General features: G+C 69.5%; 24 protein-coding genes and 2 pseudogenes. 15 read left to right on the top strand and 11 right to left on the bottom strand.

Features of this window, described 5'->3' with window-relative positions; translation table 11 throughout:
- Positions 1-47 precede the first annotated feature (47 nt).
- The 6 genes and pseudogenes from mtnA to smc all read right to left on the bottom strand — a co-directional run bounded on the left by mtnA (position 48) and on the right by smc (position 9,006).
- Positions 48-1,100, bottom strand: coding sequence for an S-methyl-5-thioribose-1-phosphate isomerase (gene mtnA / locus IE075_RS02465; protein WP_189452947.1), 1,053 nt, complete (start codon positions 1,098-1,100; stop codon positions 48-50).
- Between the two features lie 55 nt (positions 1,101-1,155).
- On the bottom strand, positions 1,156-2,130 hold the full coding sequence (epmA, locus tag IE075_RS02460; RefSeq protein WP_189452945.1) for an EF-P lysine aminoacylase EpmA: 975 nt from the start codon (positions 2,128-2,130) through the stop codon (positions 1,156-1,158).
- Positions 2,131-2,200: 70 nt separating this feature from the next.
- Positions 2,201-4,546 (bottom strand): NAD-dependent DNA ligase LigA, encoded by a 2,346-nt coding sequence (gene ligA / locus IE075_RS02455; protein ID WP_189452943.1) that lies wholly within the window; start codon positions 4,544-4,546, stop codon positions 2,201-2,203.
- Between the two features lie 86 nt (positions 4,547-4,632).
- Positions 4,633-5,115: pseudogene (gene zipA, locus IE075_RS02450) on the bottom strand (cell division protein ZipA); the annotation flags it as partial.
- A gap of 95 nt (positions 5,116-5,210) precedes the next feature.
- Positions 5,211-5,355, bottom strand: a pseudogene (locus IE075_RS15905) (cell division protein ZipA); the annotation flags it as partial.
- A gap of 147 nt (positions 5,356-5,502) precedes the next feature.
- The gene (gene smc / locus IE075_RS02445; RefSeq protein WP_189452939.1) at positions 5,503-9,006 is read right to left on the bottom strand and encodes a chromosome segregation protein SMC; all 3,504 of its coding nucleotides are present in this window, start codon (positions 9,004-9,006) and stop codon (positions 5,503-5,505) included.
- 246 nt (positions 9,007-9,252) lie between these two features.
- On the opposite strand from smc, the gene IE075_RS02440 reads away from it, so the two are divergent.
- A complete protein-coding gene (locus IE075_RS02440) occupies positions 9,253-10,005 on the top strand; it encodes a 6-phosphogluconolactonase (RefSeq protein ID WP_189452937.1) in 753 nt (250 codons plus the stop codon).
- Positions 10,006-10,014: 9 nt separating this feature from the next.
- Here IE075_RS02440 and IE075_RS02435 read toward each other — a convergent pair whose 3' ends face one another.
- Together IE075_RS02435 and IE075_RS02430 are read right to left on the bottom strand one after the other, a co-directional pair.
- Complete coding sequence (locus IE075_RS02435) at positions 10,015-10,305, bottom strand: BolA family protein (protein ID WP_229792271.1); 291 nt, start codon at positions 10,303-10,305, stop codon at positions 10,015-10,017.
- Positions 10,302-10,601, bottom strand: coding sequence for a YciI family protein (locus tag IE075_RS02430; protein ID WP_189452935.1), 300 nt, complete (start codon positions 10,599-10,601; stop codon positions 10,302-10,304). Before IE075_RS02430 ends, IE075_RS02435 begins: the two co-directional genes overlap by 4 nt.
- A gap of 348 nt (positions 10,602-10,949) precedes the next feature.
- On the opposite strand from IE075_RS02430, the gene IE075_RS02425 reads away from it, so the two are divergent.
- From IE075_RS02425 to IE075_RS02415, 3 genes are all read left to right on the top strand, one after another.
- Positions 10,950-11,864, top strand: coding sequence for a segregation and condensation protein A (locus tag IE075_RS02425; RefSeq protein WP_189452933.1), 915 nt, complete (start codon positions 10,950-10,952; stop codon positions 11,862-11,864).
- A gap of 83 nt (positions 11,865-11,947) precedes the next feature.
- Positions 11,948-12,844 (top strand): SMC-Scp complex subunit ScpB, encoded by an 897-nt coding sequence (gene scpB, locus IE075_RS02420; protein ID WP_189454743.1) that lies wholly within the window; start codon positions 11,948-11,950, stop codon positions 12,842-12,844.
- The gene (locus IE075_RS02415; protein ID WP_189452931.1) at positions 12,837-14,432 is read left to right on the top strand and encodes a pseudouridine synthase; all 1,596 of its coding nucleotides are present in this window, start codon (positions 12,837-12,839) and stop codon (positions 14,430-14,432) included. The genes scpB and IE075_RS02415 overlap by 8 nt, the downstream gene beginning before the upstream one ends.
- Positions 14,433-14,500: 68 nt before the next feature.
- Here IE075_RS02415 and IE075_RS02410 read toward each other — a convergent pair whose 3' ends face one another.
- The 3 genes from IE075_RS02410 to IE075_RS02400 all read right to left on the bottom strand — a co-directional run bounded on the left by IE075_RS02410 (position 14,501) and on the right by IE075_RS02400 (position 16,948).
- A complete protein-coding gene (locus tag IE075_RS02410; protein ID WP_189452929.1) occupies positions 14,501-14,833 on the bottom strand; it encodes a thioredoxin family protein in 333 nt (110 codons plus the stop codon).
- Positions 14,834-14,910: 77 nt separating this feature from the next.
- On the bottom strand, positions 14,911-15,708 hold the full coding sequence (locus IE075_RS02405; protein WP_189452927.1) for an amidohydrolase: 798 nt from the start codon (positions 15,706-15,708) through the stop codon (positions 14,911-14,913).
- A 70-nt stretch (positions 15,709-15,778) separates the two neighbouring features.
- The gene (locus IE075_RS02400; RefSeq protein WP_308427804.1) at positions 15,779-16,948 is read right to left on the bottom strand and encodes a pyridoxal phosphate-dependent aminotransferase; all 1,170 of its coding nucleotides are present in this window, start codon (positions 16,946-16,948) and stop codon (positions 15,779-15,781) included.
- A gap of 85 nt (positions 16,949-17,033) precedes the next feature.
- Between IE075_RS02400 and IE075_RS02395 the strand changes: the two genes are divergently transcribed.
- From IE075_RS02395 to metX, 11 genes are all read left to right on the top strand, one after another.
- Positions 17,034-17,498, top strand: a complete 465-nt coding sequence (locus IE075_RS02395) for a DUF3293 domain-containing protein (protein ID WP_189452925.1) — start codon at positions 17,034-17,036, stop codon at positions 17,496-17,498.
- Between the two features lie 36 nt (positions 17,499-17,534).
- Complete coding sequence (gene ccmA, locus IE075_RS02390) at positions 17,535-18,176, top strand: heme ABC exporter ATP-binding protein CcmA (protein WP_189452923.1); 642 nt, start codon at positions 17,535-17,537, stop codon at positions 18,174-18,176.
- Positions 18,173-18,868, top strand: coding sequence for a heme exporter protein CcmB (gene ccmB / locus IE075_RS02385; RefSeq protein ID WP_189452921.1), 696 nt, complete (start codon positions 18,173-18,175; stop codon positions 18,866-18,868). Before ccmA ends, ccmB begins: the two co-directional genes overlap by 4 nt.
- 102 nt (positions 18,869-18,970) lie before the next feature.
- Positions 18,971-19,723 (top strand): heme ABC transporter permease CcmC, encoded by a 753-nt coding sequence (gene ccmC / locus IE075_RS02380; protein ID WP_189452919.1) that lies wholly within the window; start codon positions 18,971-18,973, stop codon positions 19,721-19,723.
- Entirely contained in the window at positions 19,720-19,884 is a 165-nt protein-coding gene (gene ccmD / locus IE075_RS02375) for a heme exporter protein CcmD (RefSeq protein WP_189452915.1), read from the top strand. The genes ccmC and ccmD overlap by 4 nt, the downstream gene beginning before the upstream one ends.
- Positions 19,881-20,372: a cytochrome c maturation protein CcmE gene (ccmE, locus tag IE075_RS02370; RefSeq protein WP_189452913.1), complete on the top strand. Its 492-nt coding sequence runs from the start codon at positions 19,881-19,883 to the stop codon at positions 20,370-20,372. Before ccmD ends, ccmE begins: the two co-directional genes overlap by 4 nt.
- A gap of 173 nt (positions 20,373-20,545) precedes the next feature.
- Positions 20,546-22,603 (top strand): heme lyase CcmF/NrfE family subunit, encoded by a 2,058-nt coding sequence (locus IE075_RS02365; RefSeq protein WP_189452911.1) that lies wholly within the window; start codon positions 20,546-20,548, stop codon positions 22,601-22,603.
- The gene (locus IE075_RS02360) at positions 22,600-23,142 is read left to right on the top strand and encodes a DsbE family thiol:disulfide interchange protein (protein WP_189452909.1); all 543 of its coding nucleotides are present in this window, start codon (positions 22,600-22,602) and stop codon (positions 23,140-23,142) included. Before IE075_RS02365 ends, IE075_RS02360 begins: the two co-directional genes overlap by 4 nt.
- Positions 23,143-23,159: 17 nt before the next feature.
- Positions 23,160-23,639 (top strand): cytochrome c-type biogenesis protein, encoded by a 480-nt coding sequence (locus IE075_RS02355; protein WP_189452907.1) that lies wholly within the window; start codon positions 23,160-23,162, stop codon positions 23,637-23,639.
- Positions 23,639-24,631: a tetratricopeptide repeat protein gene (locus IE075_RS02350; RefSeq protein WP_229792270.1), complete on the top strand. Its 993-nt coding sequence runs from the start codon at positions 23,639-23,641 to the stop codon at positions 24,629-24,631. The genes IE075_RS02355 and IE075_RS02350 overlap by 1 nt, the downstream gene beginning before the upstream one ends.
- A gap of 330 nt (positions 24,632-24,961) precedes the next feature.
- Positions 24,962-26,071, top strand: coding sequence for a homoserine O-acetyltransferase MetX (metX, locus tag IE075_RS02345; protein WP_189452903.1), 1,110 nt, complete (start codon positions 24,962-24,964; stop codon positions 26,069-26,071).
- Positions 26,072-26,085 lie beyond the last annotated feature (14 nt).

Below are 26,085 nucleotides of genomic sequence, written 5' to 3'. Positions count from 1 at the left end.
ACCACGAAGCACTGCGCGCTTTCCCACGTGCAACGCAGACCCTCCGGTCAGGAGAACGCTGCGCGCATCGCGGTTTCGTCCGGGCGCTCGATCACGCCGCGCTCGGTCACGATCGCGTCGATGAGCGTGTGCGGCGTGACGTCGAACACTGGGTTCCACGCGCTCACGCGCTCGGCTGCCGTGCGCACGCCACCGACCCCGAACAGCTCGCCCGGGTCGCGCTCCTCGATGTGGATCGCATCGCCCGACGGTGTGGCCATGTCGACCGTCGACGACGGCGCCGCCACCATGAACTTGACGCCGTGGTGCCGGGCCGCGATCGCAAGCTGGTAAGTGCCGATCTTGTTCGCGGTGTCGCCGTTGGCACAGATGCGATCCGCGCCGACGATGACCCACTGCACCTTGTTCGACTTCATCAGGTGCGAGGCGGCGGCATCGGCAATCAGCGTCGGCGCGATGCCGTCCTGCTCGAGCTCCCACACGGTCAATCGGGAGCCCTGCAGCCACGGCCGCGTCTCGCCGGCAAACACCTGTTCGATGCGCCCCTGTGCGACGCCTGCGCGGATCACGCCGAGCGCGGTCCCGAAGCCCGCCGTCGCGAGCGAGCCCGTGTTGCAGTGGGTGAGAACGCCGCTGCCGGGCTCGATGAGGGCAGCGCCGAGTGCACCCATGCGGCGGTTCGCGGCGAGATCCTCGGTCGAAATCGCCTCGGCCTCGCGCGCGATGACCTCGCGCCAATCGGCGCCGGCTTCGCCGAGCACGCGGCGCATGCGTGCGAGCGCCCAGGCCAGGTTCACCGCCGTCGGCCGCGACGCATTCAAGCGATCGATCGGGGGCTCGAGCGCCTGCGCAGCCGAGGCGCCGTCAGCGGCGTCGACGGTGCTCGCGGCGAGCACGACGCCCCATGCGGCCGCGATGCCGATCGCAGGCGCACCGCGCACCGTGAGCGCGGCAATCGCCTCGGCCACGGCGTCGCTCGTCTCGCAGCGCACGTAGGTGACCTCGAACGGCAGCTTGCGCTGGTCCAGCAGTTCGAGGGCGTCTCCGGTCCAGCGGATCGGGCGGATGCGGTCGTAACGGTCGAAGTCGAGGTCGCTCATTGCGCAATTGTATCCGCGCGCGACGCGGGGCCCTGCGCAGGCGCAACGCGCGTCCTCAGGCGCGCGCGAAATCGAACGCGAGCACGTCGGCAATCCGGTCCGTACCGAGCATCGCCATGAGCAGGCGGTCGACGCCTACGGCAACGCCGGCGCAATCGGGCAGCCCATGATCGAGCGCCGCGATCAGGCGTGTGTCGATCGGCGGCTCGACCGCAGCCCGTGCGCGCCGGACGCGTGTGTCGCGCTCGAACCGCTCGGACTGTTCGGCGCCGTCGGCGAGCTCGTGGTAGCCGTTCGCGATCTCGAGCGGACCGAGGTAGAGCTCGAAGCGCTCTGCGACAGGCGGATCACCGTCGCGTACGCGGGCGAGCGCGCACTGGGTCGCCGGGTAATCGACGATCGCGAGCAGCTGATCGACGCCGAATGTCGGTTGCAGACGATGCGTCATCAGCAGATCGAGCCAGTCATCGCGCGTGAGCCCGTCCGGGTCGATGTGCACATCGCCGAGGGCCCGCTGCAACTCGACCACGCTCGCACTCATCGGGTCCACCCCGATTTGCGTGCGATAGAGCGTTCGGTAATCGACGATGTCCAGCGCCACGCGGCGATCCACAAGCGCGAGGGCTTCGCCCACGAGCGCCGCCACCTCTTCGACCAGTTCTAAGTGGTTCCAGCCAACGCGGTACCACTCGAGCATGGTGAACTCGGGGTTGTGCCGCCCGCCCGCCTCGCCGTCGCGGAAGACGCGGCCAAGCTCGTAGCAGTCGCCAAAACCGGCTGCCACGAGGCGCTTGAGCGGGTACTCGGGCGACGTCCGCAGCCAGCGCGTACGGGATGCACCGTCGGTGCGGCCACCGAACTCAACGTGGAACGACGCGATGTTCGGCTCTGTGTTGCCGGCGAGCGACATCACCGGCGTCTCGACCTCGATGACGCCGCGCCGTTCAAAAAATGCGCGAATGACTGCGTTGAGGCGCGCGCGCAATCGAAGCGCGTCGAACATCGCGCTCGGCGTCCAGTCGGTACTCATCGCGTGCGGCGGAAGCGGCGACTGCCAAGCGCCGCGCACCGGCTTCGCGCAATGCATGGCCCGCCTTCGATCATGCGGACCGTCCGTGCTCGGCGAAGAACGCGATCAGCTTCGCCTCGTCCCAAACCGACACGCCGAGCGCGGTCGCTTTCTCCAGCTTCGAACCCGCCGCCTCGCCCGCCACGACGAAGCTGGTCTTCTTGGAGACGCTGCCGGACACCTTCGCGCCCAATGCCTCGAGGTGGGCCTGCGCAGCGTCGCGGGTCATTGCCGACAGCGTGCCGGTCAGCACCGCGGTCTGTCCGTCGAGCGGCCCTGAGCCACCGGGCGCGGCCTGCGGCGTGAGAGCATCGAGCCGCGCGATTGCCTCGCCACTCGCAGCCACCAACCGCGCATTCGTGTCGTCTTCGAGCCATGCAACGAGCGCACGCGCGGTGTCAGCCGGCAGGCCTGCTGCGACAAACGTGTGCTCGGGCAGGTCGAGCAGCGCCTGTGCATCCTTCGCCACGGCTGCGAGCTGATCCGCCCGCAGCTTCGTAATCTTCGGGATCTCCATGTCGACGAGCAGCGTCGCCACGCCGAGCTCGCCTCGCAGCTTCGCGTTTGGTGCGTGCGTGTCTGTGATCTCGACGCCGCGCGCGAGCAAGTCGTCGATGACCTGCTGGTTGCCGGGCTGCTCGAAGAAGCGCCCGATCGAGCGCGCGACTTCGCCACCGACATCCGGCACGCGCTTGAAGAGCGGCCACGGCAGACGACGGATCAGCTCGAGATCGCCGAACCATGCCGACAATGCCTTCGCCGTGCTCTCCCCGACATGGCCGATGCCGAGCGCGAACAGGAAGCGCTCCAGCGTGGTGCGGCGGCTTCGATCGACCGCCTCGATGAGGTTCTCCGCCCAGCGCGTCGCTACCTTGCCGCCCTTCACCGTAGCCGGCTCACTGCCGTCGCGCTCGTCGACGCGCCGCTTCATCTCGAGCAGATCGTCGAGCCCGAGTGCATAGAGGTCGGCGACCGACTGCACGTAGCCAAGATCGACGAGGTCCTCGATGTAGCGGTCCCCGAGCCCTTCGATGTCCATCGCGCGGCGTGCGGCGAAATGCCGCACCGCCTCCTTGCGCTGCGCGCCGCAGGTGAGCTCGCCTGAGCAGCGCCAGACGGCCTCGCCTTCCTCGCGCACGATGTCCGAGCCGCACACGGGGCACTGCGTCGGCATCTGCCAGGGCGTGGCTGCCGGGTCCCGGTCCTCGGCGACGACGCGCACGATTTCCGGAATGACGTCACCCGCGCGGCGCACGATCACGGTGTCGCCAAGGCGCACGTCGAGGCGGGCGATCTGATCCGCGTTATGCAGGGTCGCGTTCGTGACCACGACGCCCGCGACCTGCACCGGTCGCAGCCGGGCGACCGGCGTCGCCGCGCCCGTGCGGCCGATCTGGATGTCGATGCCTTCGAGCACCGTGCGCTGTTCCTGGGCCGGGAACTTGTGCGCAATCGCCCAGCGCGGCGCGCGCGAGACGAAGCCCATCTCTTCCTGCGCCGCGTAGTCGTCGAGCTTGTACACGACGCCGTCGATGTCGAACGCCAGTGCGTTGCGGCGTTCGCCGATGCGGCGGTAGTAGGCGAGCAGTCCATCGACGCCTTCGACGACGTCGCTCTCGGCACTTACAGGAAAACCCCACTCGCGCAGCTGCGCGAGCGTCGCCGAATGCGAGTCGGGGAGATCACCCTCCTCGACCGCGCCGACGCCGTACGCGTAGAACGCGAGCGGGCGCTGCGCACTGATGCGTGGATCGAGCTGGCGCAGCGAACCGGCCGCGCCGTTGCGCGGGTTTGCGAGCGGCCTGCCGCCTTCGGCGAGAATCCTTCCGTTGTAGGCCTCGAACGCGGCGATCGGCATGTACACCTCGCCGCGCACTTCGAGCACGTCGGGCCAACCCTCGCCGCGCAGCGCCATCGGGATCGCGCGGATCGTGCGCAGGTTCGCGGTCACGTCCTCGCCGGTCGCGCCGTCCCCGCGCGTCGCGCCGAGCACGAAGCGGCCGCGCTCGTAGCGCAGGCTGATCGCAAGTCCGTCGAGCTTCGGTTCCACCGAGAAACGCGGCGCGGCGACGTCGAGCTTCTGCTCGATGCGACGAACGAAGTCCGCGACTTCCTCGTCGGCGAATGCGTTTGACAGCGACAGCATCGGAAGCGCGTGGCGCACGGACGCGAACGCCCCGGAGGGCGCTGCGCCTACGCGCTGCGTGGGCGAGTCGGGCGTGACGAGTTTGGGGTGCTTCGCTTCGAGCGCTTCGAGCTCGCGCAGCAGCAGGTCGTAGTCGGCGTCCGGCAATGACGGATCGTCGAGCACGTAGTAGCGGTGATTCGCTTCGTCGATCTGCTGGCGAAGCGCGGCAATGCGGTCAGCGGCGGTCATGGGCGCTTGAATCCAGGTGCGAGCGACGCGGCGGCGGCGGAGCCTGCACGCCCACGGAGGTGCGTGGGCGTCTCGTCGGCGCGGACTTACCAGCGGCCAGGCTTGGTCAGCGGCGGTGCTTCGCGCTGGCGGTCGTACGCGCGCAGTTCGTCGCGGATATGCGAGATGCGCTGACGGCCGAGCGCGTTGCGCTGCTCGTCGAGGACGACGGCGTCGAGCAGCTCCGCCATGCGCGTCGCGGTCGGCAGCATCGTGTCCCAGGCCTCAAGAGCGGGCACGGGAGCCGGCAGCGTGAGGAAGAACGCGATCGCAGGCGTTTCGACCGTGTGGATCTGCGCCACGTCGAAACTGCCCGGCTTCATGATGTTCGCCACCGAGAAGACAGGGCCGCGCTCCGGGCGGTTCTCGACGAGGCGGTGGAACACGCCCATGTGCCCGAACACGAGCCCGGCCTTTTCCGCAGCGACGACGATGTCCGGCCCGTGCAGCTTCTGGCCCGCACGTGCTGCGAGGTACAGCGTCACGATGCGGTCGAACTCTTCGCTCACGCGCTTGCCGAGTTCCTGCGCCGGCGCCTCGGCCGTCGCGGTGCCGAGGTCCCCGTCGTGCCCGTTGGCACCTACTGCGGCGGATGCCTGCGCGTCCGCCTCGAGTTGCTCGCCGAGCGTGGGCTCGCGACGCGGGCCGGCGTCACGCGCGACGCGCTTGCCCTGCCCCGGCTTGCGTGGTCTTCCGAAATAGAAGATCGAGGCAATGAGGATGATGCCGGCGATCGCGATGCCGATGCGCAGCAGGGTCATGTCGGACATTTCGTACTCCGGGGTCGCGGATCGCGCGGCGCCGGTGCGCACGCGGATCCAGCTTCGAGAAACAGGCGATAGGGGATCAGGCTATTTAGCTCAGCTGCACGGCACGGTCCAGCCGAGCCGCGCAGTGCCGCTGGTTATTCGCAGATTTCAGGCCATACCGGCCAGGCGCGTGGCCTCGGCGAGGTCGACCGACACGAGGCGGCTCACACCCGGCTCGCGCATTGTCACGCCCGACAGCTGCTGCGCCACCTCCATTGTGGCCTTGTTGTGCGTGACGAAGAGGAACTGCACCTGCTCGCTCATCTCGCTGACCATCGCGGCGAGACGGCCTACGTTCGCCTCGTCCAGGGGCGCGTCCACCTCATCGAGCAGGCAGAAGGGCGCGGGATTGAGCTGGAAGATCGCAAACACGAGCGCCACCGCGGTCATCGCCTTTTCGCCGCCCGAAAGCAGCGAGATGTTCGACACGCGCTTGCCGGGCGGGCGGGCCATGATCGCCACGCCGGTGTCGAGCAAATCGTCGCCGGTGAGTTCGAGGTACGCGTGACCGCCGCCGAACAGCCGCGGATAGAGCTGCTGCACGCCTGAATTGACGCGGTCGAACGTGTCCTTGAAGCGCCCGCGCGTTTCACGATCGATCTTGCGGATCGCGTCCTCGAGCGTTTCAAGCGCCGAGGTGAGGTCGGCGTCCTGCGCGTCGAGATACTCCTTCCGCTGAGCCGCCTCGGCATGCTCGGCGATCGCGGCGAGGTTGACGGGCTCGAGGCGTCGCAGCTTCGCGTCCAGCTCGACCACGGCCCGCTCCCACAGCTTTGCGTCCATGTCGTCCGTGAGCGTGTTGACGACGTCCTCGAGCACGAAGCCGGCTTCGACGACGGCCGCAGCTAGCGTCTCCGCCTTCAGCACGAGCGCCTGCTGCTCGAGGCGGCGCTGACCGATCGCCTCGCGCTGCTGCAGCGCCTGCTCGTCGCGCTGCTGGCGCACCTGCTCGAAACGGCGCAGATCATGATCGATGCCGTCAAGCGCGATGCGTGCGGCGGTGAGCTTCTGCTCGGCGAGCACGCGCTGCTCCAGCGCGACCTGTCGCTGGTCCTCGAGGGTGACGACCGGCTCGTCGCCCTGCTCGAGCTGCAACGTGAGCTCCTCGAGGCGCGAGTCCAGCTGGCCGCGCTGCCCGCCCATGCGTTCGAGCGCCTGAGAAAGGCCGGCAATCTGCGTGCGCTGGCTTTCGAGCGACAACGCCAGTGCATGCACGGCATCGCGAGTTTCGCGGGCGGCGTTGCGCGCCGCGTCGCGCGCCTCGTGCAACGAGCGGCGCTCGGCCTCGAGTTCGTGGCGGGCGTCTTCGAGGTCGCCCATGCGGATGACGGCCTCCTCCTGACGCATGCGCGCCTCTCGCGACTGCTCGCGCCCCGCTTCGAGCGACGACGCCAGTTGCGCAAGCTCCGCATCGATGCGCTCGATGCGGCCGCGCGCCGAGTCGAGACGCCCCTGCTGGCTCTGCAACTGGCCCGCGAGTTCGGACACGCTGCGGTGGGCCGAGTACAACGCGCGCTGCGCTTCCTCACGCTGCTGCTCGGCCGCGAGCAGGCGTTCGCGCATCTGCGTGAGCCCCGAATCGAGCTCACGCTCGCGCGACTGCAGCGTCTCGATGTCCGCCCGCAGCGTCTGGATCTCGCGTTCGCGCAGCAGGGCGCCCTGTTTCGCCGCGCCCGAGCGCAGCACGCGAACCCAGCCGTCGCCGAGCCGCTCGCCCGAGCGGGTGATGACGGACTCCCCGGCACCGAGACGCGTCTGGAGCGCGCGCGCTTCGACAAGGTCCTCGGCCACGTGCAGCCGCGCCAGCAACTGGCGGATCGCACGCGGGCCCTGGACGCGCGCGGCGAGCGACGTCGACGGGTACTCGTCAGAATCCTGTTCCGGCGAGACCAGCGCCAGACGGCCGTCGCCCAGTTCGCCGATGGCCTCGACGAGGCTCTCTGGCGATCCGACAAGCACGCCTTCGATCAGCTGGCCAAGCGCGCTTTCGACCGTATTTTCCCAGCCGGGCTCAACGGTCAGCGCTTCGCCGACGCGCGTGGCCGAATCCAGGCCGCGGCTGCGCAGCCAATTGAGCGCGGCGCCCTGCTCCTGACCGAGCGCGGCCTGCTGCAGCGTTTCCAGCGACGACAGTCGGCCCCGCGCGCCCTGAGCCTGCTTGCGCACGTCAGCAAGCTCGGCCTGCATCCCGCGCTGCTGCTCCTGCAGCTCCGACAGCGCCGTCTTGCGCGCGTCCAGCGTCTCGTTGAGCGTGTCGAGCGACAGCCGCTGCGTTTCGTGGCGGTCCTGCAACTCCTCGAATGCCTCGGCGAGCGCCGTCAGGTCGAGACCGGTGCGCTCCGCGGCCAACGCATCACGCCGACGATCGGCGTCGAGGACCTGGCGATCGAGGCCTTCGATGCGCGCGCGTTCGACGTCGGCCGCACGCGCCGCCTCGGCCTGTGCGCGGCTGTGCGCGTCCCAGCGCTGCTGCCAGTCGACGAGGCGCGCTTCGGTGTCGCGCAACGCATCCTGGCGCGCGATGTCCTCCTCGCGCATCGTCTCGAGCTGGGGCTCGGCGTCCTCGACCGATGCAAGCAGCGCGTCAAGCCGCGCCTGGTCGCTGCCGATGTGCATCGCGATCTCGGCCAGCTGGCTTTGCGCCTCGTCGCGTGCGCGTTGCAGGCGCGTCGACATCTCGCGCTGGTGCTGGATCTGCTGCTCGATGCGCGCCAGCGCGCCGCTGACTTCGTAACTCTCCGCCTGGGCGCGACTGAGCCCCTCGGCGGCTTCCTCACGGCGCACACGGCCCGTTTCGAGCTCGCGCTCGGCCTCGCGCTGCTCCGCGATGAGCTGCTGCAGGCGCGTCTCCTGCTGATCGAGCTTCTCACGGTGCACGCGCAGCTTCTGGTCCAGGTCTCGGTGCTCGAGCGCCTTCCACTCCGCGTCCTTGATGCGGCGATCGGCCTGGATTGTCTGGTACTGCTCTGCCTGGCGCGCCTGCCGCTTCAGATGCTCGAGCTGCTTGCCGACTTCGTCGCGCAGGTCCGTCAAGCGCGCAAGATTTTCGCGCGTGTGCTTGATGCGGTTCTCGGTCTCGCGGCGCCGCTCCTTGTATTTGGAGATGCCCGCCGCCTCCTCGAGGTACACGCGCAGGTCTTCCGGCCGGGCCTCGATGATCTGGCTGATCATCCCCTGCTCGATGATCGAGTAGCTGCGCGGTCCTAGGCCGGTGCCGAGGAAGAGGTCGGTGATGTCGCGGCGGCGGCACTTCGCGCCATTGAGGTAGTACTGGCTCGTGCCATCGCGGCTGACCGTGCGCTTGACCGAGATCTCGTTGAACGCCGCGTATTCGCCGGTGATCGTGCGGTCTGCGTTGTCGAAGATCAGCTCGACCATCGCCTGCGACACGGGCTTGCGCGCCGAGGAGCCCGCGAAGATCACGTCGGTCAGCGAATCGCCGCGCAGCCGACTTGCCGAACTCTCGCCCATGACCCAGCGCACCGCATCGATGATGTTCGACTTGCCGCAGCCGTTCGGACCGACGACGCCGGTCATGTTCGTCGGCAGGTGCAGCGTGGTCGGGTCGACGAAGGACTTGAAGCCCGAGAGCTTGATCGTGGAAAGACGCATGCGGCGGAAAAGCCCCTGGGCGCGGCGGATGCCGCGCGTGGTGCCGGTGCGGGGCCCGGCGGCGGGCCGGGCGACAGCCCGGCAAAACAGCGCAGGAGTATAGCGACCGTCGATCGTCGGGCCCCGGGCGCGCGCCGGGCCGCAACGCTGCGCGTGAGCACGCGATCAGCGCCCTCGACGTTATCCTCGCCCGTCCCGCGCGCCCGGCACCCGAAAGCTGGCGCGACAGTTGCATAACTTCCAGGCATGACGCTCGACGACGATCGCCCCGCAATCGAACAGGTGCTGCCGGAGCCGAAAGCCGGCCGCTACGTGCTGCATCTGCATCGGAACGCCGACGTCTGGACCTGGGCGGTCGCGGTCGCCGTCGCGGCCGAGCTGCGCCGCGACCTGAGCGCGCATTCGCGGGCGCGGTTGGTTCTGACCGCGGACGACGTTGCGGCGCCGGTGTATCGAGCGCTGTCGAAAGCCCCGCTCGAGTGGTCGCGCATCGACCTCGCTCAGACCGACGAGCGCTGGCTCCGTCCGGACGATCCCGACAGCCACGCGTTCCGGATCAACGAACGCCTGCGCCGCGGTCATGCCATTGGCGCTCGCTTCGAATCGCTCACGTCGGTCGGACGCTCAATCGAGGAGTCGGTGTCCGTCGCGAATGCCCATGGGCGGCAGGCGGCCAGCGCGGCCGTGCTGGGGATGGGCACGGATGGACACCTCGCCTCGCTTTTCCCGCTCATGGCCGATCTCCAGCGCGTGTTCGCCACGCCCGAGGCCTACGCGGCCGTCGATGCAACCGGGAGCCCGGCCGCGCGCGACTGGCTCCGCCGCATTTCGATCACACCCTCGGGCCTGGCCCGCGCGCGCTCGCGCTTGCTGCTGCTCCGCGGCCGCGACCAGCGAGAAGCGTTCGAATACGCGATCGCCAGCGGCGACCGCGCGTCCTGGCCTGTACTGGCGGCGCTCGATGGGCCCGGGCCGCTTCAGGTTCACTGGTGCGTCTGAAGCCCTCGCTCAGCCGGCTTCGCCGGGCGTGCGCGCACGGATGGCCAGCGCATGGATGTCGGTCGCCATCAGGTCTCCGACCGCCGCGTAGACCGCGCGATGGCGCGCAAGCGGCGCCATACCCGCGAACGCGTCGCTGACGATGTCGACCCGGTAGTGCCCTCGTCCGTCGCGAGCACCGGCGTGCCCCGCGTGGCGATGGCTCTCGTCCTCGATCTCCAGCGCGCTGGGCGACAACGTGGCCTCCAGTGCCGCGCGGATCGCGTCCACGCGCTGCTCGCGCGGCAGCGGGCCGGTCACGGCAGCACCCTGCGGAACGGACGGACCTCGACGCGCGTGTACACCCCGGCGGCGAGGTAAGGGTCAGCGTCTGCCCACGTGCGTGCGTCGGCGAGTGACTCGAACTCGGCGATCACGACACTGCCACTGAAACCGGCCGGGCCCGGGTCCTCGGCGTCGATCGCGGGGCACGGGCCCGCCACGAGCAGCCGGCCTGCATCGCGCAGCGCGACAAGGCGCGCGAGATGATCCGCCCGCGCTTCGAGCCGGCGCGCGAGCACGCCGTCGCCGTCGTAGCCTTCGATCACGTACCACATGGTTTGATCACTCCATCGCGGGGGCCGCGATTGTAGGCGTCGACGACCCGCCGCATGCCCGCTGGACAAGCCTTGCGACATGGCCGTACCCTAGGGGCGTATCCCGGCCGGCAGCAACGGCCCACCGCAGGCACCGTCCGCCGCGGTCCCGTCCGCCCACCCGGCTCGCTGCACCCACGGCCCGCCCCAGACCCGCTCCGCCCGGCCCGTCGCCGCGCGACGCACCCGTCCGGGCTCGAGCAGCGATCTTGCAGTCCGCAGCACCCCGCCGTCTTCGACGGCGACGGCCGCCCCTGGCGGTCGCACCCGCATGGTTTTGATTCGACGGCCCGGAGGGGTCGCCTCCGAATGACCGACGATCTGGCGCCGCAGGCGTCCGAGCCCACAGGCCCGTCCAACGGGTCCGCGCACCCGCAGCAGCACGAGATGCCGCTGGCGATGGTGCATGGCCAACCGGTTCTGCAGATCCCGCAGGACCTGTACATCCCGCCGGATGCGCTCGAAGTCATCCTCGAGGCGTTCGAAGGTCCGCTCGACCTGCTGCTCTACCTCATCCGTCGACAGAACCTCGACATCCTGGACATTCCCGTTGCCGACATCACGCGCCAGTACGTCGATTACATCCAGGCGATGCACGAGATGCGGTTTGAACTGGCGGCCGACTACCTCGTGATGGCTGCCATGCTCGCCGAGATCAAATCGCGCATGCTCCTGCCGCGCGCCGCGAGCGAGGAAAGCGAAGAAGACGATCCGCGGGCGGAGCTCGTCCGCAGGCTGCAGGAATACGAGCGCTTCAAGAAAGCCGCCGAAGACATCGACTCACTGCCGCGGCAGGACCGCGACACGGCCATCGCCGCGGCCCACGTGCCCGACCGCGCTGCAGTCCGCCTGCCGCCCCCGGTCGAGCTCACCGAAATGCTCCTGGCGCTGCGTGACGTGCTCAAGCGTGCCGAACTTTTCACGCAGCACGCGATCCGGCGCGACGCGCTGAGCGTTCGCCAGCGCATGGGCGAACTGCTCGAGCGCATGCGCGACGGCGCGTTCCACCGCTTCGAAACGCTGTTCACGGCGGAAGAAGGCAGGCTCGGCGTTGTCGTCACGTTCCTTGGGCTGCTCACGCTGGCCAAGGAGCAGCTCATCGAAATCGTGCAAGACGATCCGCTCGCACCGATCTACGTTAAGTCCCTCGCGACGATGCAGGACGCAGGCGAGATCGAGCTGTCGAGCGAATTCGACGCGGAGCCGGCCAATGACGCCGCATGACGCGCTGATGCCGGCTCACGCAGGCCACTCACGCCCACGCTGCGCGCGGGGCCCAGCCTTGGACCTTCTGGATGTCTGATCCATTGGACGCCGGCCTGATCAGGCGCATTGTCGAAGCCGCGCTGCTCGCTTCGAACGAGCCCCTTACACTGGCGCAGCTCCAGGCGCTGTTTCCCGAGGACGAGCCGCCGCCCAACGGCAGTGTCGAACATGCGCTCGAAGCGCTGCGCGAGGACTGCGCCGACCGGGGTGTCGAGTTGGTGGAGGTCGCCTCGGGCTTCCGCTTTCAAGTCAAGGCCGACGTCCACGCCTGGGTCGCGCGGCTGTGGACCGAGCGGCAGACGCGGTACACGCGCGCCACGCTCGAAACCCTCGCGCTCATCGCGTACCGCCAGCCGATCACGCGCGGCGAGATCGAGCAGGTGCGCGGCGTCGCGGTGAGCAGCAACATCATCAAGGCGCTCGAGGAACGCGAGTGGATCCGCGTGGTCGGGCACCGCGACGTCCCCGGCAAGCCCGCGCTGTTCGGCACGACCAAGGTCTTCCTCGACTACTTCGGCCTCAAGCGGCTCGACGAACTCCCGCCGCTGTCGGAGTTGCGCGACCTGGGCGATCTCGAACCGCAGCTGCCGTTCGAAGGCGCACCGATCGCTACCAGCGGCATCGCGCGCGACTCCGCTGCGTCCGCAGACGCGGGCGCAGGCGCAGGCGCAGCCTCCGACGCCGCGGCCAACGACGATGCGCGCATCGACGACACGGACGCGGCTTCTGCCGACACGAACATCGATTCACCGACGTCCCAGCAAGCCCCCCGTGGAAACGCGGACGAAGCACCTTCGAACACCGAAACCCCCGATGCCGCGCCGGGCGAGCGCGCGGCGGACGAGAACGATCACGTAGACAACGCCGTCGAGACGACGACCGTTCCCGAGTCACAGGCCGCCGAAACCGGCGCGCCGGAGTCTGATAAACATGACTGAAGAAAAGAGCCGCAAGCTCACCCTCAAACGCATCGATCCGACTGCGAACCAGGCTCCGCGCCTCGAGGAACGCCTGCACAAGGTGCTCGCCCAGGCCGGTCTCGGTTCGCGCCGCGCGCTCGAGCAGCGCATCGCCGACGGCCTCGTCAAGGTCAACGGAGAGGTCGCGCAGGTCGGCGTGAGCGTCAAGAGCGGCGATCGCGTCGATCTCGACGGGCGCCAGTTCGTCGCGAGCGCACTGACCGACGCGCCGCGCGTGCTGATGTACAACAAGCCCGAGGGCGAAGTGACCACGCGCGAAGACCCCGAAGGGCGTCCGACCGTGTTCGAGGCGCTGCCCGCGCTCAAGGGCGCGCGCTGGATCGCGATCGGGCGGCTCGATATCAACACCACGGGCCTGCTGCTGCTCAGCACCGACGGTGAGCTCGCGAACGCGCTGATGCACCCGTCGCGCGAGGTGGAACGCGAGTACGTCTGCCGCGTGCGTGCGCCCGAAGGCGAAGACAACGTGTCCGACGCGATCGTCGACCGGCTGCGACGCGGGGTGTCGCTCGACGACGGCCCGGCGAAGTTCGATGACATCGAGCGCATCGGCCGTTCGGATTCGCACGACTGGTTCCGCGTCGTGGTGAAGGAAGGCCGCAACCGCGAAGTGCGCCGGCTGTGGGAATCGCAGGGCTGCCAGGTCAGCCGCCTCAAGCGCATTCGCTATGGCAGCGTCGACCTGCCGCGCGAACTGCTGCGCGGCCAGTCGCAGGAACTGCCGACCGACCGCGTGGAAGCGCTGCGCGGTGAGTTGGGCCTCGAGGACGGCGCCCCTTCAGCGCTCACGCTGCAGCCGGTGATTGGTCAGCGGAAGGCGACGAAGGCGACGATCGACCTCAGCGGCCGCGCCCGCAGCCAGGGCTACGTGAGCGGCCACAACACGGCCGACGAAGGCCGCGAGTTGCGCCGCTTCGACAATGTGCGCGAGGACCGCGGTCGCGGTCGCGGCGGTCCGCGCAAGCCGGGCGGCCTGACGGTGACCGGCGAAATGGCGGCGAAGCAATCGCAGCGCCCGTTCAAGCAACGCGCCGACAAGAACCCGCGCGCCTTGCCGGAAGGCAACCCCGCCGCGTTCCGCACCTGGTACGTGCCGGACGGCGTCGACACCGGTCCGACCGGTCATCGCAATCCAGACGGCGCACGCGCACGCAAACCCTACGGCGCCAAGCCCGCCGGTGCGCAGAACCGTGGACCGCGTCGTGAGGGCGGCGGTCCGGGCGGCCCCGGCGGCTTTGGTGGCGAGCGTCGCGGCGGACCGGGCGGCGAACGCCGCGGCCCGGGCGGCGGCGGTGGCGGCGGTCCGCGCAAACCGTACGGCCAGCCCGGCGGCGCGCCGAGCTTTCCGTCAGACCACGCGAACCCCGGTTTCAATCCGTACGGCGACAAGCCTCGCGGCGCGCGTCCTGCCGGACGGCCCGCGGGTGGGAAGCCCGGCGGTGGCAAGCCTGCAGGTGGCAAGCCGGGCGGCGGCGGCCCGCGACCGGGCGGCCCTCGCGGTGGCGGTCGCCCTGGCGGCGGGCGCGGTCCGCGCGGCGGCGCCTGAGTACAGGTGAGCGCACCGAGCAAAGGGCGCCGAAAGGCGCCCTTTGTGTTTGAGCCGCGTCGGCTGCGTCAGGTTTGCGGGTCGATCTGGCCGAGCGCTTCGGCAATGGCGCCGGAGTCCGTCGGCCGAACGAGGCGCGCAACTTCTTCCCCGTCGCGCAGGAACACCAGCGTCGGCCACAGCTTCACCCGGTACGAACGCCCGAGCGGGCGCCCGCGTCCGTCCTCGATCTTGATGTGCCGAACCTGTGGATGCAGACCCAACGTGCGCTCGAGCAGCGGCTGCGCCGCGATGCAGTGCCCGCACCACGAGGCGCCGAATTCGAGCAGCGTCGGCCCGTCGAGCGCGTCGACCTCCTCGCGCGCGGGTTCCGTAGCGGCGTAATCGCGGGTCATTGGCATGCGGCGCTCCTGAGCAAAGGCGGGCCGCAGCGTAGGTGCAGCGCGGTGACGGTCGCGCCATCGCAGCGGCGCTGCGCTCACTCGAGCGTGAAGCGGTCCGCGTCCAGCATCGCGGGGAAGCGATCGCGGAACGCCTTGAGCTCGGCGGCCAGCAGCGTTGTCGTCGTCACGACCTCGTGCTCACCGCACTCGCTGATCGCCTGCCCTGCGTAATCGATGACCGCACTCTCGCCCGCATAGGAATGGCCATTGCCGTCGGTGGCGACGCGATTGACGCCGGCCACGTACGAGAGGTTCTCGATCGCGCGCGCGCGCAGCAGCGTCTTCCACGGGTAATTGCGCACCGACGGCCAGTTTGCGACGTAGATGAGCAGGTCGTAATCCAGCGCGTTCTCGCGTTCGACATTGAAGCGGTTGCGCGAAAACACCGGGAAACGCAGGTCGTAACAGACCAGCGGGCAGATGCGCCACCCTTTCCACTCCACGGTCAGCCGATCGCGCCCAGCCGCGTACCGCTCGTGCTCGTTCGCGTAGCGGAAGAGGTGGCGCTTGTCGTAGGTCTGCAGCTCGCCATCCGGGGTCACGAACAGAAGGCGATTGAAGACCTTGCCGTCGACGCGCAGCTGCACGCTGCCCGTCAACGCAGCGCCGAGTTTCGCGGCCTGCTCCCGCATCCAGGCCACCGTAGGCCCGTCCATCGTCTCGGCATGCTCGATCGCGTCGTTCGAGAAGCCGCTCGTGAACGTCTCCGGCAGGATGACGAGATCGGTGATGTCGTGCAGCGGTGCAATGAGATCGCCGTAGTACTCGCGATTGCCGGCCGGGTCGTGCCAGCGGGTGTTGCCCTGGACGAGGGAGATGCGCAGGTTCTGCATGGTCGGTCCTGTCGGCCCGGCGTGGGCGCTGGCGTGGCTTGGTGGATGTCTGAAGACTCGCGTTCCGCCGTTAGAGCATGCGGAGGCGTTCGATTGCCGCGTCGAGCGTTGCCTCGTTCTTTGCGAAGCACAGCCGCGCCAGGCGTTGGCCGACTGGCGGCGTGCCGTAGAACGGCGACAGCGGGATCGCGACGACGCCCTTTTCGGTCGTAAGCCAGCGGCAGAACGCCGCGTCATCGAGGTCGCTGACGGCCGAGTAGTCGACGAGCTGGAAGTAGCCGCCGGGCACCGGCAGCGGCTGGAGCTTGGTCGTCAACAGCTGTTCGCGGAAGCGATCCCGCTTGGTTTCGTAAAACGCGCCGAGTTGTTCGTAGTGCTCGGGCTCGGCTTCGATCATCTCGGCGAACGCGAACTGGGCCGGGGTGAACGTGCAGAACGTGTTGTATTGATGGACCTTGCGGAACTCGGCGCTCAGCGCCGGCGGCGCGATGCAGTAGCCCACCTTCCAGCCCGTGCAGTGATACGTCTTGCCGAAGCTCGACACAACGAACGCACGCTCGCGAAGTTCGGCGTAGCGCAGCGCCGATTCGTGGCGCCGTCCGTCGAACACGATGTGCTCATAGACCTCATCGGACAACAGGTAGATATCCGTGCCTTCGAGCAGGTCGATCAGTGCACGCACGTCGCTCTCGTCGAGCATCGCGCCGGACGGGTTGTGCGGCGTGTTCGTCATGAGCATGCGCGTGCGCGGCGTGATCGCGCGGCGGACGGCGTCCCAGTCGGGCGCGAACGTACGCGGATCGAGCGGCACGTGCACCGCAACGCCACCGGCCAGTTCGATCGCCGGCTCATAGCAGTCGTAACAGGGGTCGAGCACGATGACTTCGTCGCCGGGCCGCACCACGGCGTGGACGGCATCGAAGATCGCTTCGCTCGCGCCCGACGTGACCGTGATCTCCGACTCCGCGTCCGGCCGCCAGCCGTAGCAACGCTCGGTCTTTTCGGCGATCGCCTGGCGAAGCGCCGGCACTCCCGTCATCGGCGAGTACTGATTGCGGCCTTCGCGCATTGCGCGGGCGAGCGCGTCGACGAGCCGCGCAGGCACGTCGAAATCGGGAAATCCCTGTCCCAGGTTGACGGCGCCGTGCTCGATCGCGAGCTGGGACATCACGGTGAAGATCGTGGTGCCGACTTTCGGCAGCTTGGTGTCGGGCGTGGGCGTCATCGCGCGTCCGGTCATGGGCAGGGCGTCGAGTTTAAGACGCGAACGCGAGAGCGGGCGCGAAGCGGTTGCACACAACGCGGCGGCTCGGGACACTGCCGTCATGCACGCCATCGTCGACACCCTCGAACTCGCCCGCACGTACGCGGCCGCCCGCTACGGCGCGACCGTGCAGGGCCAACCGATCGCATTGCACGTGGGCGTGCCCGCGGTCGAACTCGAACGCGCCTGGCCGAGCGAGCGGTATGCGTTTCTCACCGCCTGGAACCCGGCGTCGCAACCGCAATCGCGTAAGGCGAACGACCGCGCCGACGAGGCGCTGCGCGCGCGCCTCGACGAGGCCGGCGTTGCGCGGGTTGGCGCATGGGCCGAGGCGTCGGACGGCGGCTGGTACGAGCCGGGCTGGCTCGCGCACGGGCTGTCGCTGGAAACGCTCGACGCGCTGGCGCGCGAGTTCGGGCAGGCCGGGACCCTGAGCTGGATGCACGGCGAGCCCGTGCACCTGCGGATGGTGGTGCCGCGTCCGGCAAGCACGGCGGGGCTGCGCTGGGTCGACTGGGTAGAATGACGGCCCGCGGCCGCGCCGGCCGCCCGCGTCGCGCCGATGGACACTTCACACTCTGCTCCGCCGCTGCTGCAAGCACGCGGCCTGCGTTTCCTGCGCAACGATGAACCGGTGTTCGGTCCGCTCGACTTCAGTGTCGACGCGGGAGAAGCCCTGCTCGTGCAAGGCGGGAACGGCGCGGGTAAGACCACGTTGCTACGTGTTCTGGCAGGGCTGCTGCGCGCGGATGCCGGCGAGATTGATATCGACGGACGGCGCGCGCGTGCGGCCGACCGCTCGCGGGCGATCGCCTATCTCAGCCATCTACCGGGTCTCAAGGCTGATCTGGGCGCGCTGGAGAACCTCGACTTCCTGACCGGCCTCCAAGGTCGACGCCGCGCCCAGAGCGCCGAGGCCGCGCTCGCGATCGTCGGTCTTGCCGGCTACGAAGACGCCCTCGCCCGCCAGCTCTCGGCGGGCCAGAAAAAGCGCCTGTCGCTCGCGCGGCTGTGGCTCTCTCCGGCGCCGCTGTGGCTCCTCGACGAGCCATACGCGAACCTCGATCTCGAAGGCATCGAACTCGTGAACCGCATGGTGCAGGCGCATCTTCGCAGCGGCGGTGCGGCGCTCGTGACCACGCACGGCGCGTATGCGGCGCCCCCGGTGCGCACGCGGATGCTCGTGCTGGAAAAAGCCGCATGAATGCCGCCTCTGCCCTGCCCAGCCTGACCGGCGCCGCGCGCGCGCTGATGACGCGCGACCTCCGCCTGCTGTGGCGCCGGCGGGGCGACGCACTGCAGCCCGCGCTGTTCGCGCTGCTCGTCGTGGTCTTGTTCGCGCTCGCGCTCGGCGGCGAGAAGGCGCGGCTCGCGTCCGTCGCCCCGGCGGTGCTCTGGGTGGCCGTGCTGCTCGCGGGCCTGCTGGCCCTCGACACGCTGTTCCGCGGCGACGCAGAGGACGGCTCGCTCGAGCAGTGGATGCTCGCGCCCGTGCCACTGGCTTGGCTCGTCGCGGTGAGAACGTTCATGCACTGGGCCACCACGGCCCTGCCGCTGCTCGTCGCCACCCCGGCGCTAGGCGAGCTGCTTCACCTGCCGCGCGATCAGCTGCCGGTGCTGCTGGCGTCGCTCGCACTGGGGACGCCTCTGTTGAGCCTGCTCGGCGCGGTCGTCGCCGCACTGACCGTCGGCATGAGGCGCTCTGGTATTCTCGTCGCCCTGCTTGCGCTGCCGCTGTACGTGCCGGTCCTGGTGTTCGGCGCGGGCAGCGTGGCGGCGGCAGCCCAGGGATTGGATCCGGGCGGCGCACTGCTGCTGCTCGGCGCGGGACTCGTACTCGCCGTGGTGCTCGCCCCACTCGCCGCTGCTGCTGCCATCCGAATTGCATTGACCTGAACCGGACGCCGTTTCTTGCGCCCGATCAAACCGCGGCCGACTGTCGGCGCGCGACAATAGCCCTGCCCGGGGCCTGCGCCGTGAGGCGGGCCAGACCGACACATGAATCCGATCCTGCTTTGGTTCCATCAACTCGGCTCGCCGCCGACCTTCGACCGCTTCGCCGCGCGCTGGGCCCCGTGGGGCTACGGCCTCGGCGTGCTCGTCATCGCGATCGGGCTGTACGGCGCCCTGTTCCAGGTGCCGGCGGATTACCAGCAGGGCGACAGCTTCCGCATCCTCTACATCCACGTGCCGTCGGCCTGGATGAGCCTGTTCGTGTTCGGGCTGATGGCGTTCTACTCTGCGGTCGCGCTCGTCTGGCGGATCAAGCTCTGCGAGATCCTCGCGATGGCCTGCGCGCCGATCGGCGCGGGCTTCACGCTGATCACGCTCGCGACCGGCTCGATCTGGGGCAAGCCGATGTGGGGCACGTGGTGGGACTGGGACCCGCGCCTGACCACGGAGCTGATCCTGCTGTTCCTGTACCTCGGCGTGAGCGGCCTGTATCACGCGATCGACGACCGCCGCGCCGCCGCACGCGCGGCTGGCCTGCTCGCGATCGTCGGTGTAGTGCTGCTGCCGATCATCCGGTACTCGGTGGTGTGGTGGAACTCGCTGCACCAAGGTCAGACGATCCGCCTGTTCGGCTCGTCGTCGATGGACGAGAGCATGGTCGCGCCGCTGGTGTGGGTGGTGGTCGGCACGAAGCTCTGGTTCGTCGGCACGTTGCTCGCACGTGCGCGTGCCGACAACCTTCGCCGCGAGTCCGGCAAGCGTTGGGTCGCGGAGCTGGCGCATGGGGGACGCGCATGAGCTATCAGGATTACGTCGTCGCGGCGTACGCCGTGTTCGTCATCGTGCTCGGCTGGGACTTCGTCGCCGCGCGCCTGCAGATCCACCGCGAACTTCGCGCCGCGCGCCGCCGCGCCGCACGCGAGGCCCCGCGCCCTGTTTCCGGAGAACTGAGTCGATGAACCCCGTCCGCCGCCGCCGCCTGATGTGGATCGTCGCGCTTGTCGCGGCTGCCAGCCTGGCCGCCTCGCTCGTGGCCATGGCCCTGCAGCGCAACGTCGCCTACCTCTACACGCCGAGCGAGGTGCTGCGCGGCGACGCCGGCGAGCACGCGCGTTTCCGTCTCGGGGGCATGGTCGCCGCTGATTCGTTCAAGCGGACGCCGGGCTCGCTCGAGGCGCGCTTCGAAGTCACCGACGGCGATGCCCGCATGCCGGTGAGCTACACGGGCATCCTGCCGGACCTGTTCCGCGAGAAGCAGGCGGTGATCGCGACCGGCCGCGTCGTCGACGGGCGCTTCGTCGCGGAAGAAGTGCTCGCCAAGCACGACGAGACCTACATGCCGAAGGAAGTCGCCGACAAGATGGGAATCGCGCACAAGAAACACGACGTGCAGGCGCCCGCTGCCGGCGGCGCTTCGGCGCAGCCGACATCGCCGGCGGCGCCGTGACGCGCGCCCGCACGAACCGGCCGGCGCCCGCCGCGCCGGTGGACGCCGCGCGCCTGCCCGCGGTCCCGTGCGGCTGCGGAGGTCCGATCGCTTCGCTCGGAGCGCCGATTCCCGCGCCGGCGCCGCGTTCGCCGAACACGCGCCGCACACCGCGTCGCGCCGGATAACCGCCCGTGCTGCCCGAACTTGGCCAGGTTGCCCTCGCCCTCGCGCTGCTGATTGCTGCGCTGCAGTCTGCGTTGCCTCTCATCGGCGCCCAGCGCGGCATCGCCCCGTGGATGGCCATCGCGCGGCCGGCGGCGTATGCCCAGCTCGGCCTCGTCGCGCTTGCGTTCGTGATCCTGACCTGGGGCTTCGTTTCGCAGGATTTCTCGCTGCGCTACGTGGCCGACAACAGCAACTCACTGCTGCCTGTCGTCTACCGCTACACGGCGGTCTGGGGCGCGCACGAGGGTTCGTTGCTGCTGTGGGCCCTGATCCTCGCGCTGTGGACCGGCGCTGTTGCGCGGTTCTCGCAGCGGTTGCCCGCGACGGTGATCGCCCGGGTGCTCGGCGTCATGGGCATCGTGAGCGTGGGGTTCCTCGCGTTCCTGATCTTCACGAGCAACCCGTTCGAGCGGCTGCTCCCAGCTGCCGCCGAAGGGCGCGACCTCAATCCCCTGCTGCAGGACCCGGGGATGATCATCCACCCGCCGATGCTGTACCTCGGCTACGTGGGCTTCTCGGTGCCGTTCGCGTTTGCGATCGCGGCGCTGCTCGACGGTCGCATCGACGCACGCTGGCTGCGCTGGACGCGGCCGTGGACGAACGTCGCTTGGGCGTTCCTGACGTTCGGCATCGCACTCGGGTCGTGGTGGGCGTACTACGAGCTTGGCTGGGGCGGCTGGTGGTTCTGGGACCCGGTCGAAAACGCGAGCTTCATGCCGTGGCTCGTCGGGGCGGCACTGCTGCACTCGCAGGCGGTGACAGAAAAGCGCGGCAGTTTCCGCGGCTGGACGCTGCTGCTCGCGATCGCGACGTTCTCGCTCTCGCTGCTCGGCACCTTCCTCGTGCGGTCGGGCGTGCTCACGAGCGTGCACGCGTTCGCGGCGGATCCGTCGCGCGGTCTGTTCGTGCTCATCTTCCTCGGCATCGTGGTCGGCGGCTCGCTTCTGCTGTACGCGCTGCGCGCGCCGTCCGATGACGATGAGATGGCGGATCCGCGCAGCCACTTCGCCGCAAGCTCGCGCGAGACGCTGCTGCTCGCGAACAACCTGCTGCTGTCGACCGCATGTGCGATGGTGCTGCTCGGCACCTTGTATCCGCTGCTCGCGGATGCGCTCGACCTCGGCAAGATCTCGGTCGGCCCGCCGTACTTCGCGCTGATGTTCATGCTGCTGATGGCGCCGCTCGTGCTGCTGCTGCCGTTCGGTCCGCTCACCCGGTGGCAACGCGAGCAGCCGTCGAAGCCGCTTGCGATGCTGGCGCCGTGGTTCGTGCTGGCGCTCGGCGCGGGCGTGCTCGCGTTCTTCCTCGCGCCGCAGGGGCCGTGGAAGGTGGCGGCAGGCATCGCCGCTGCCGTCTGGGTGGCCGGCGGCACGCTGCGCTTCGTGTGGTCGCGTGTGCGCGCGAACGGCCGCCTGACCGCCGAGATGCTGGGCATGGCGCTTGCGCACTTCGGCGTCGCCATCTTCCTGGTCGGTGCACTGCTGGTCGAAGGCCTCAACGTGCAGCGCGAGCTCGCGGTGCGCCCAGGCGAGAGCATCGAGATTGCTGGTCGCACGCTGCGCTTCGAGGGCGTGACACGCGTGCCGGGGCCGAACTACACCGCCGACCGCGGCACCGTCACGCTGTTCGAGGACGGTCGCCCCGCCGGCACCATGTATCCCGAAAAGCGCGCTTACGCGAGCGGCGGGCAGGTCATGACCGAAGCGGCGATCGACCGTGGAGTGACGGGCGATCTGTACGTCGCGCTCGGCGAGCCGCTGGGTGACGGGGCGTGGGCGGTGCGTGCGCACGTCAAGCCGTTCGTGCGCTGGGTCTGGATCGGCGCGTTGCTGATGACGCTCGGCGGGCTCGTCGCCGCGTTCGACCGCCGTTTCCGTCGCGAACCGACGACGCGCGAGGGAACCGCGCGCGATGCGACAGCCGACGCGGTCGCGGGACGCCCGGCAGCCGATCGCGCAACGCGCTCCGGATCGCAGTCGCCGCCCTCGCCCGCCCGCGGCCCCGCAGGAGACACCGACCGATGACCCGATCGCGCTGGCTGCCGCTCGTCGTGTTCGGCCTGCTCGCCGCGCTGCTCGCGGCCGGCGTATGGCTGAGCCGCAACCCGAACCGCGACGCGCTGCCCTCCCCACTCGTCGGCAAGCCGGCGCCCGCGTTCGCGCTGCCGGTGCTCCACGAGCCGGGGCGGACGGTATCGAACGCCACCTTGCGCGGCGAGCCGTACCTGCTCAACGTCTGGGGTAGCTGGTGCCCGGCCTGCCGCGACGAGCACCCCGTGCTCACGCGCTTCGCCGAAACGCGCAAGCTCCGCGTAATCGGCTACAACTGGAAGGACGAGCCCGCCGACGCGCTGCGTTGGCTGGAACAATTCGGCAACCCGTACTGGCTCGTGCTCGCCGATCAGGAAGGGCAGTCGGCGATCGACTGGGGCATCTATGGCGCGCCCGAGACGTTCCTCGTCGACGGCGACGGCATCGTCCGCTGGAAGCATGTGGGCCCAATGACCGAAGCGACGGTGCGTGACGAACTGATGCCGCAGCTTGCGGCGCTGGAACGCCGATGATGGCCGCGCGGTCGGCCATGGGGATCGTCGGTGAGGCGCGGCTCCGCGCGCGAACCTTCGCCTGCGCAGTCTTTTTCTCTGTGCTGTGCGCGCTGCTGCCGACCCTCGTGTTCGCCCAGCCCGTGACCGACCCCGCGCCGCTGCAGTTCCAGTCCGAACTCGAAGCCCGGCGCTTCCACTCGCTCGTCGCCGAGCTGCGCTGCGTCATGTGCCAGAACCAGTCGCTCGCCGACTCCAATGCCCAGATCGCCGTCGACCTGCGCCGCGAGGTGCTCGAGCTCATCCGCGCCGACCGAAGCGATTCGGAAATCCGCGATTACCTCGTGCAGCGATACGGCGAGTTCGTGCTGTATCGCCCCCGCGTCGGCGCGGCCACATGGCTGCTGTGGTTCGGGCCGGCCGTGCTGCTGATCGGCGGCGCGCTCGTGGTCGTCGGCCTCGTGCGCCGACGCGCGCCGCGCACCGATATAGCCGCCGACACGGACCAGGAGTGGTGATGACGGCATTTGCGCTCGCCTCTGCTCTGCTTGTGTTGGCAACTCTCGCGTTCGTCACGCGCCCGCTGTGGCGGCCACGCATTGCGCCGGGCCTTGCTGTCACGCTGATGCTGGCCTGCACGACCGCGCTGCTCTATTTCGCGATCGGCACCCCGGCCGCGCTCGATCCCGCACAACGCGTCGCACCGGCCACGATGTCGGACGCGATTGCGCAGCTGCAGCTGGAACTCGAGCGCAACCCGGACCAACCGGAAGGCTGGCGCGTTCTCGCGCGTGCGCTGGCGAACGAGGGCCGCAGCCGCGAAGCGCTCGCAGCATACGCAGAGGCGATCGAACGAGCGCCCGATGCCGAGGTGCTCACGGAGGCCGCGGAGACCCGCGCCCGCGCTCATCCACAGCGGCTGTTCGACGACGCTGCCGTCGCCATGCTGCGCCGCGCGTTGCAGCTGCAGCCGGCGCACCAGCGGGCGCGTTGGTTCCTGGGTATCTCGCAGCGGCAGGCGGGCCAGGCGGCCGACGCTGCACGCACCTGGGAGCCCCTGCTCGCGGTCGTCGATCCGTCCACTGCTGCGACGTTGCGCCCGCAGATCGACGCCGCGCGCGCTGCAGCGGGACTCGATCCACTGTCCCCGGCCGACCCGGCGCCTGCCGGTGGCCTTGAGGTGCAGGTCGCGCTCGCACCGGCGCTCGCAGCGTCGCTCCCCGCCAACGCCACGGTGTTCGTCATCGCGCGTGCACCCGGCACCGTCATGCCTGTCGCGGTGGAACGCGTCGAGGCCGCATCGTTCCCGCTGACCGTGCAGCTCGACGACGGCGACAGCCCGATGCCGACGGCCCGTCTGTCGCAGCTTCCGCGCGTTGAAGTGCTCGCGCGCGTGTCGCTCAGCGGCCAGGCGTCGGCGCAACCCGGTGATCTCGCATCGGCGCCCGTCGCGATCGACAACGCGGCGGGCGCACGGGTCGAGACAACGATCGATCGCAAGGTGCCTTGAGCGCGCCCGGCCTCGACGGCGCGTGGAGTTTCGACATCGCGCCTGCGCGGCATGACGTTTTCGGGCGGCGCGAATGCAGCGCCTTAGCAGCGGGCGCTCGTACGAGCTGACGTCAGTCCTGGATAGGGCGTCGAACGATCACGCAGGCGGTGCGCCGGCGCACCTGTCGACGGGCGCTTCGACGCGCTCCGCGTGGACACGAGGCGTTAGGTCCGCGCGCTCCGCTCCGCACGCGGCGTCCTCCGCCCGTGCGCAAGCGCGTTCATGCAGCGACAATGCCCGCCCGCCGCGCCTGCGCAAGCGGCGCCGCGTTATGGAGCCTGCATCCGCATGACCGAATTCATTCCGCCCGGCACGCGCTTCATCCCGCTGCCCGACGCATTCGCGATGAAGCGCGGCGGCACGCTCGACGGCGCGCGTGTCGCCTACGAAACCTGGGGCGAGCTGTCGCCTGAGCGCGACAACGCCGTCCTGATTCTCACCGGCCTGTCGCCGGACGCGCACGCGGCTTCGAACGAAGGCAACGGGGATGCCGGCTGGTGGGAGCCGATGGTCGGCCCGGGCAAGCCGATCGATACGAACCGGTGGTTCGTGATCTGCGTGAACTCGCTCGGCAGCTGCAAGGGCTCCACGGGGCCCGCGTCGATCAACGCGTCGACCGGTGAGCTCTATCGCCTCGGCTTCCCCGAGCTTTCGATCGAGGATTGCGCCGACAGCGCCGCACATGCGGTGCGTGCGCTCGGCATCGGCACGCTCGCCTGCGTGATCGGCAATTCGATGGGCGGCATGGTGTCGCTGGCATTCCTGCTGCGCTATCCAGGCATCGCGCGCGCGCACGTGAACATTTCCGGCGCCGCGTGCGCGCTGCCGTTCTCGATCGCGATCCGTTCGCTTCAGCGCGAGGCGATCCGGCTCGATCCCAAGTGGAACGGCGGCAACTACGACGACGCAAGCTACCCCGAATCCGGCATGCGCATGGCCCGCAAGCTCGGCGTGATCACCTACCGCTCTGCGCTCGAGTGGGACGGCCGTTTCGGCCGCGTGCGCCTTGAGTCCGACCGCGTCGGCGGCGATCCGTTCGGGCTGGAATTCGAGGTCGAGAGCTATCTCGAAGCACACGCGCGACGATTCGTCCGCCGCTTCGATCCGAACTGCTATCTGTACCTCAGCCGCTCGATGGACTGGTTCGACCTCGGCGAGGCGGGGCTCGGTGCCCGCGGCGGCCTCTCCCGCATCCGGATTGAGCGCGCGCTGGCGATCGGCGTGCACACCGACATCCTCTTTCCGCTGCAGCAGCAACAGGAAATCGCGGAGGGCCTCGGCGACGGAGGCGCGAACGCACAATTCATTCCGCTCGAGTCACCTCAGGGGCACGACGCATTCCTTGTCGATATCGCGCGGTTCGGACCCGCCGTCGGCGCCTTCCTCGCGGCGCTCTGAGCGCCGCTACAATG

Source organism: Cognatilysobacter bugurensis, assembly GCF_014652095.1.
Taxonomy (GTDB): Bacteria; Pseudomonadota; Gammaproteobacteria; order Xanthomonadales; family Xanthomonadaceae; genus Cognatilysobacter; species Cognatilysobacter bugurensis.
This window is presented reverse-complemented; position numbering and strand designations above follow the sequence as displayed.

Coding starts and splice junctions, on each gene's coding strand:
- IE075_RS02410 (WP_189452929.1), bottom strand. CDS start 14,833: ATGCCAATGACCCGCGATTACGCCGCTACGGAACCCGCGCGCGAGGAG.
- IE075_RS02405 (WP_189452927.1), bottom strand. CDS start 15,708: ATGCAGAACCTGCGCATCTCCCTCGTCCAGGGCAACACCCGCTGGCAC.
- ccmB (WP_189452921.1), top strand. CDS start 18,173: ATGAATGCCGCCTCTGCCCTGCCCAGCCTGACCGGCGCCGCGCGCGCG.
- ligA (WP_189452943.1), bottom strand. CDS start 4,546: ATGACCGCCGCTGACCGCATTGCCGCGCTTCGCCAGCAGATCGACGAA.
- IE075_RS02395 (WP_189452925.1), top strand. CDS start 17,034: ATGCACGCCATCGTCGACACCCTCGAACTCGCCCGCACGTACGCGGCC.
- IE075_RS02425 (WP_189452933.1), top strand. CDS start 10,950: ATGACCGACGATCTGGCGCCGCAGGCGTCCGAGCCCACAGGCCCGTCC.
- epmA (WP_189452945.1), bottom strand. CDS start 2,130: ATGAGTACCGACTGGACGCCGAGCGCGATGTTCGACGCGCTTCGATTG.
- IE075_RS02430 (WP_189452935.1), bottom strand. CDS start 10,601: ATGTGGTACGTGATCGAAGGCTACGACGGCGACGGCGTGCTCGCGCGC.
- ccmD (WP_189452915.1), top strand. CDS start 19,720: ATGAGCTATCAGGATTACGTCGTCGCGGCGTACGCCGTGTTCGTCATC.
- ccmE (WP_189452913.1), top strand. CDS start 19,881: ATGAACCCCGTCCGCCGCCGCCGCCTGATGTGGATCGTCGCGCTTGTC.
- ccmA (WP_189452923.1), top strand. CDS start 17,535: ATGGACACTTCACACTCTGCTCCGCCGCTGCTGCAAGCACGCGGCCTG.
- ccmC (WP_189452919.1), top strand. CDS start 18,971: ATGAATCCGATCCTGCTTTGGTTCCATCAACTCGGCTCGCCGCCGACC.
- IE075_RS02400 (WP_308427804.1), bottom strand. CDS start 16,948: ATGACCGGACGCGCGATGACGCCCACGCCCGACACCAAGCTGCCGAAA.
- IE075_RS02440 (WP_189452937.1), top strand. CDS start 9,253: ATGACGCTCGACGACGATCGCCCCGCAATCGAACAGGTGCTGCCGGAG.
- IE075_RS02415 (WP_189452931.1), top strand. CDS start 12,837: ATGACTGAAGAAAAGAGCCGCAAGCTCACCCTCAAACGCATCGATCCG.
- smc (WP_189452939.1), bottom strand. CDS start 9,006: ATGCGTCTTTCCACGATCAAGCTCTCGGGCTTCAAGTCCTTCGTCGAC.
- mtnA (WP_189452947.1), bottom strand. CDS start 1,100: ATGAGCGACCTCGACTTCGACCGTTACGACCGCATCCGCCCGATCCGC.
- IE075_RS02355 (WP_189452907.1), top strand. CDS start 23,160: ATGGGGATCGTCGGTGAGGCGCGGCTCCGCGCGCGAACCTTCGCCTGC.
- IE075_RS02360 (WP_189452909.1), top strand. CDS start 22,600: ATGACCCGATCGCGCTGGCTGCCGCTCGTCGTGTTCGGCCTGCTCGCC.
- IE075_RS02350 (WP_229792270.1), top strand. CDS start 23,639: ATGACGGCATTTGCGCTCGCCTCTGCTCTGCTTGTGTTGGCAACTCTC.
- metX (WP_189452903.1), top strand. CDS start 24,962: ATGACCGAATTCATTCCGCCCGGCACGCGCTTCATCCCGCTGCCCGAC.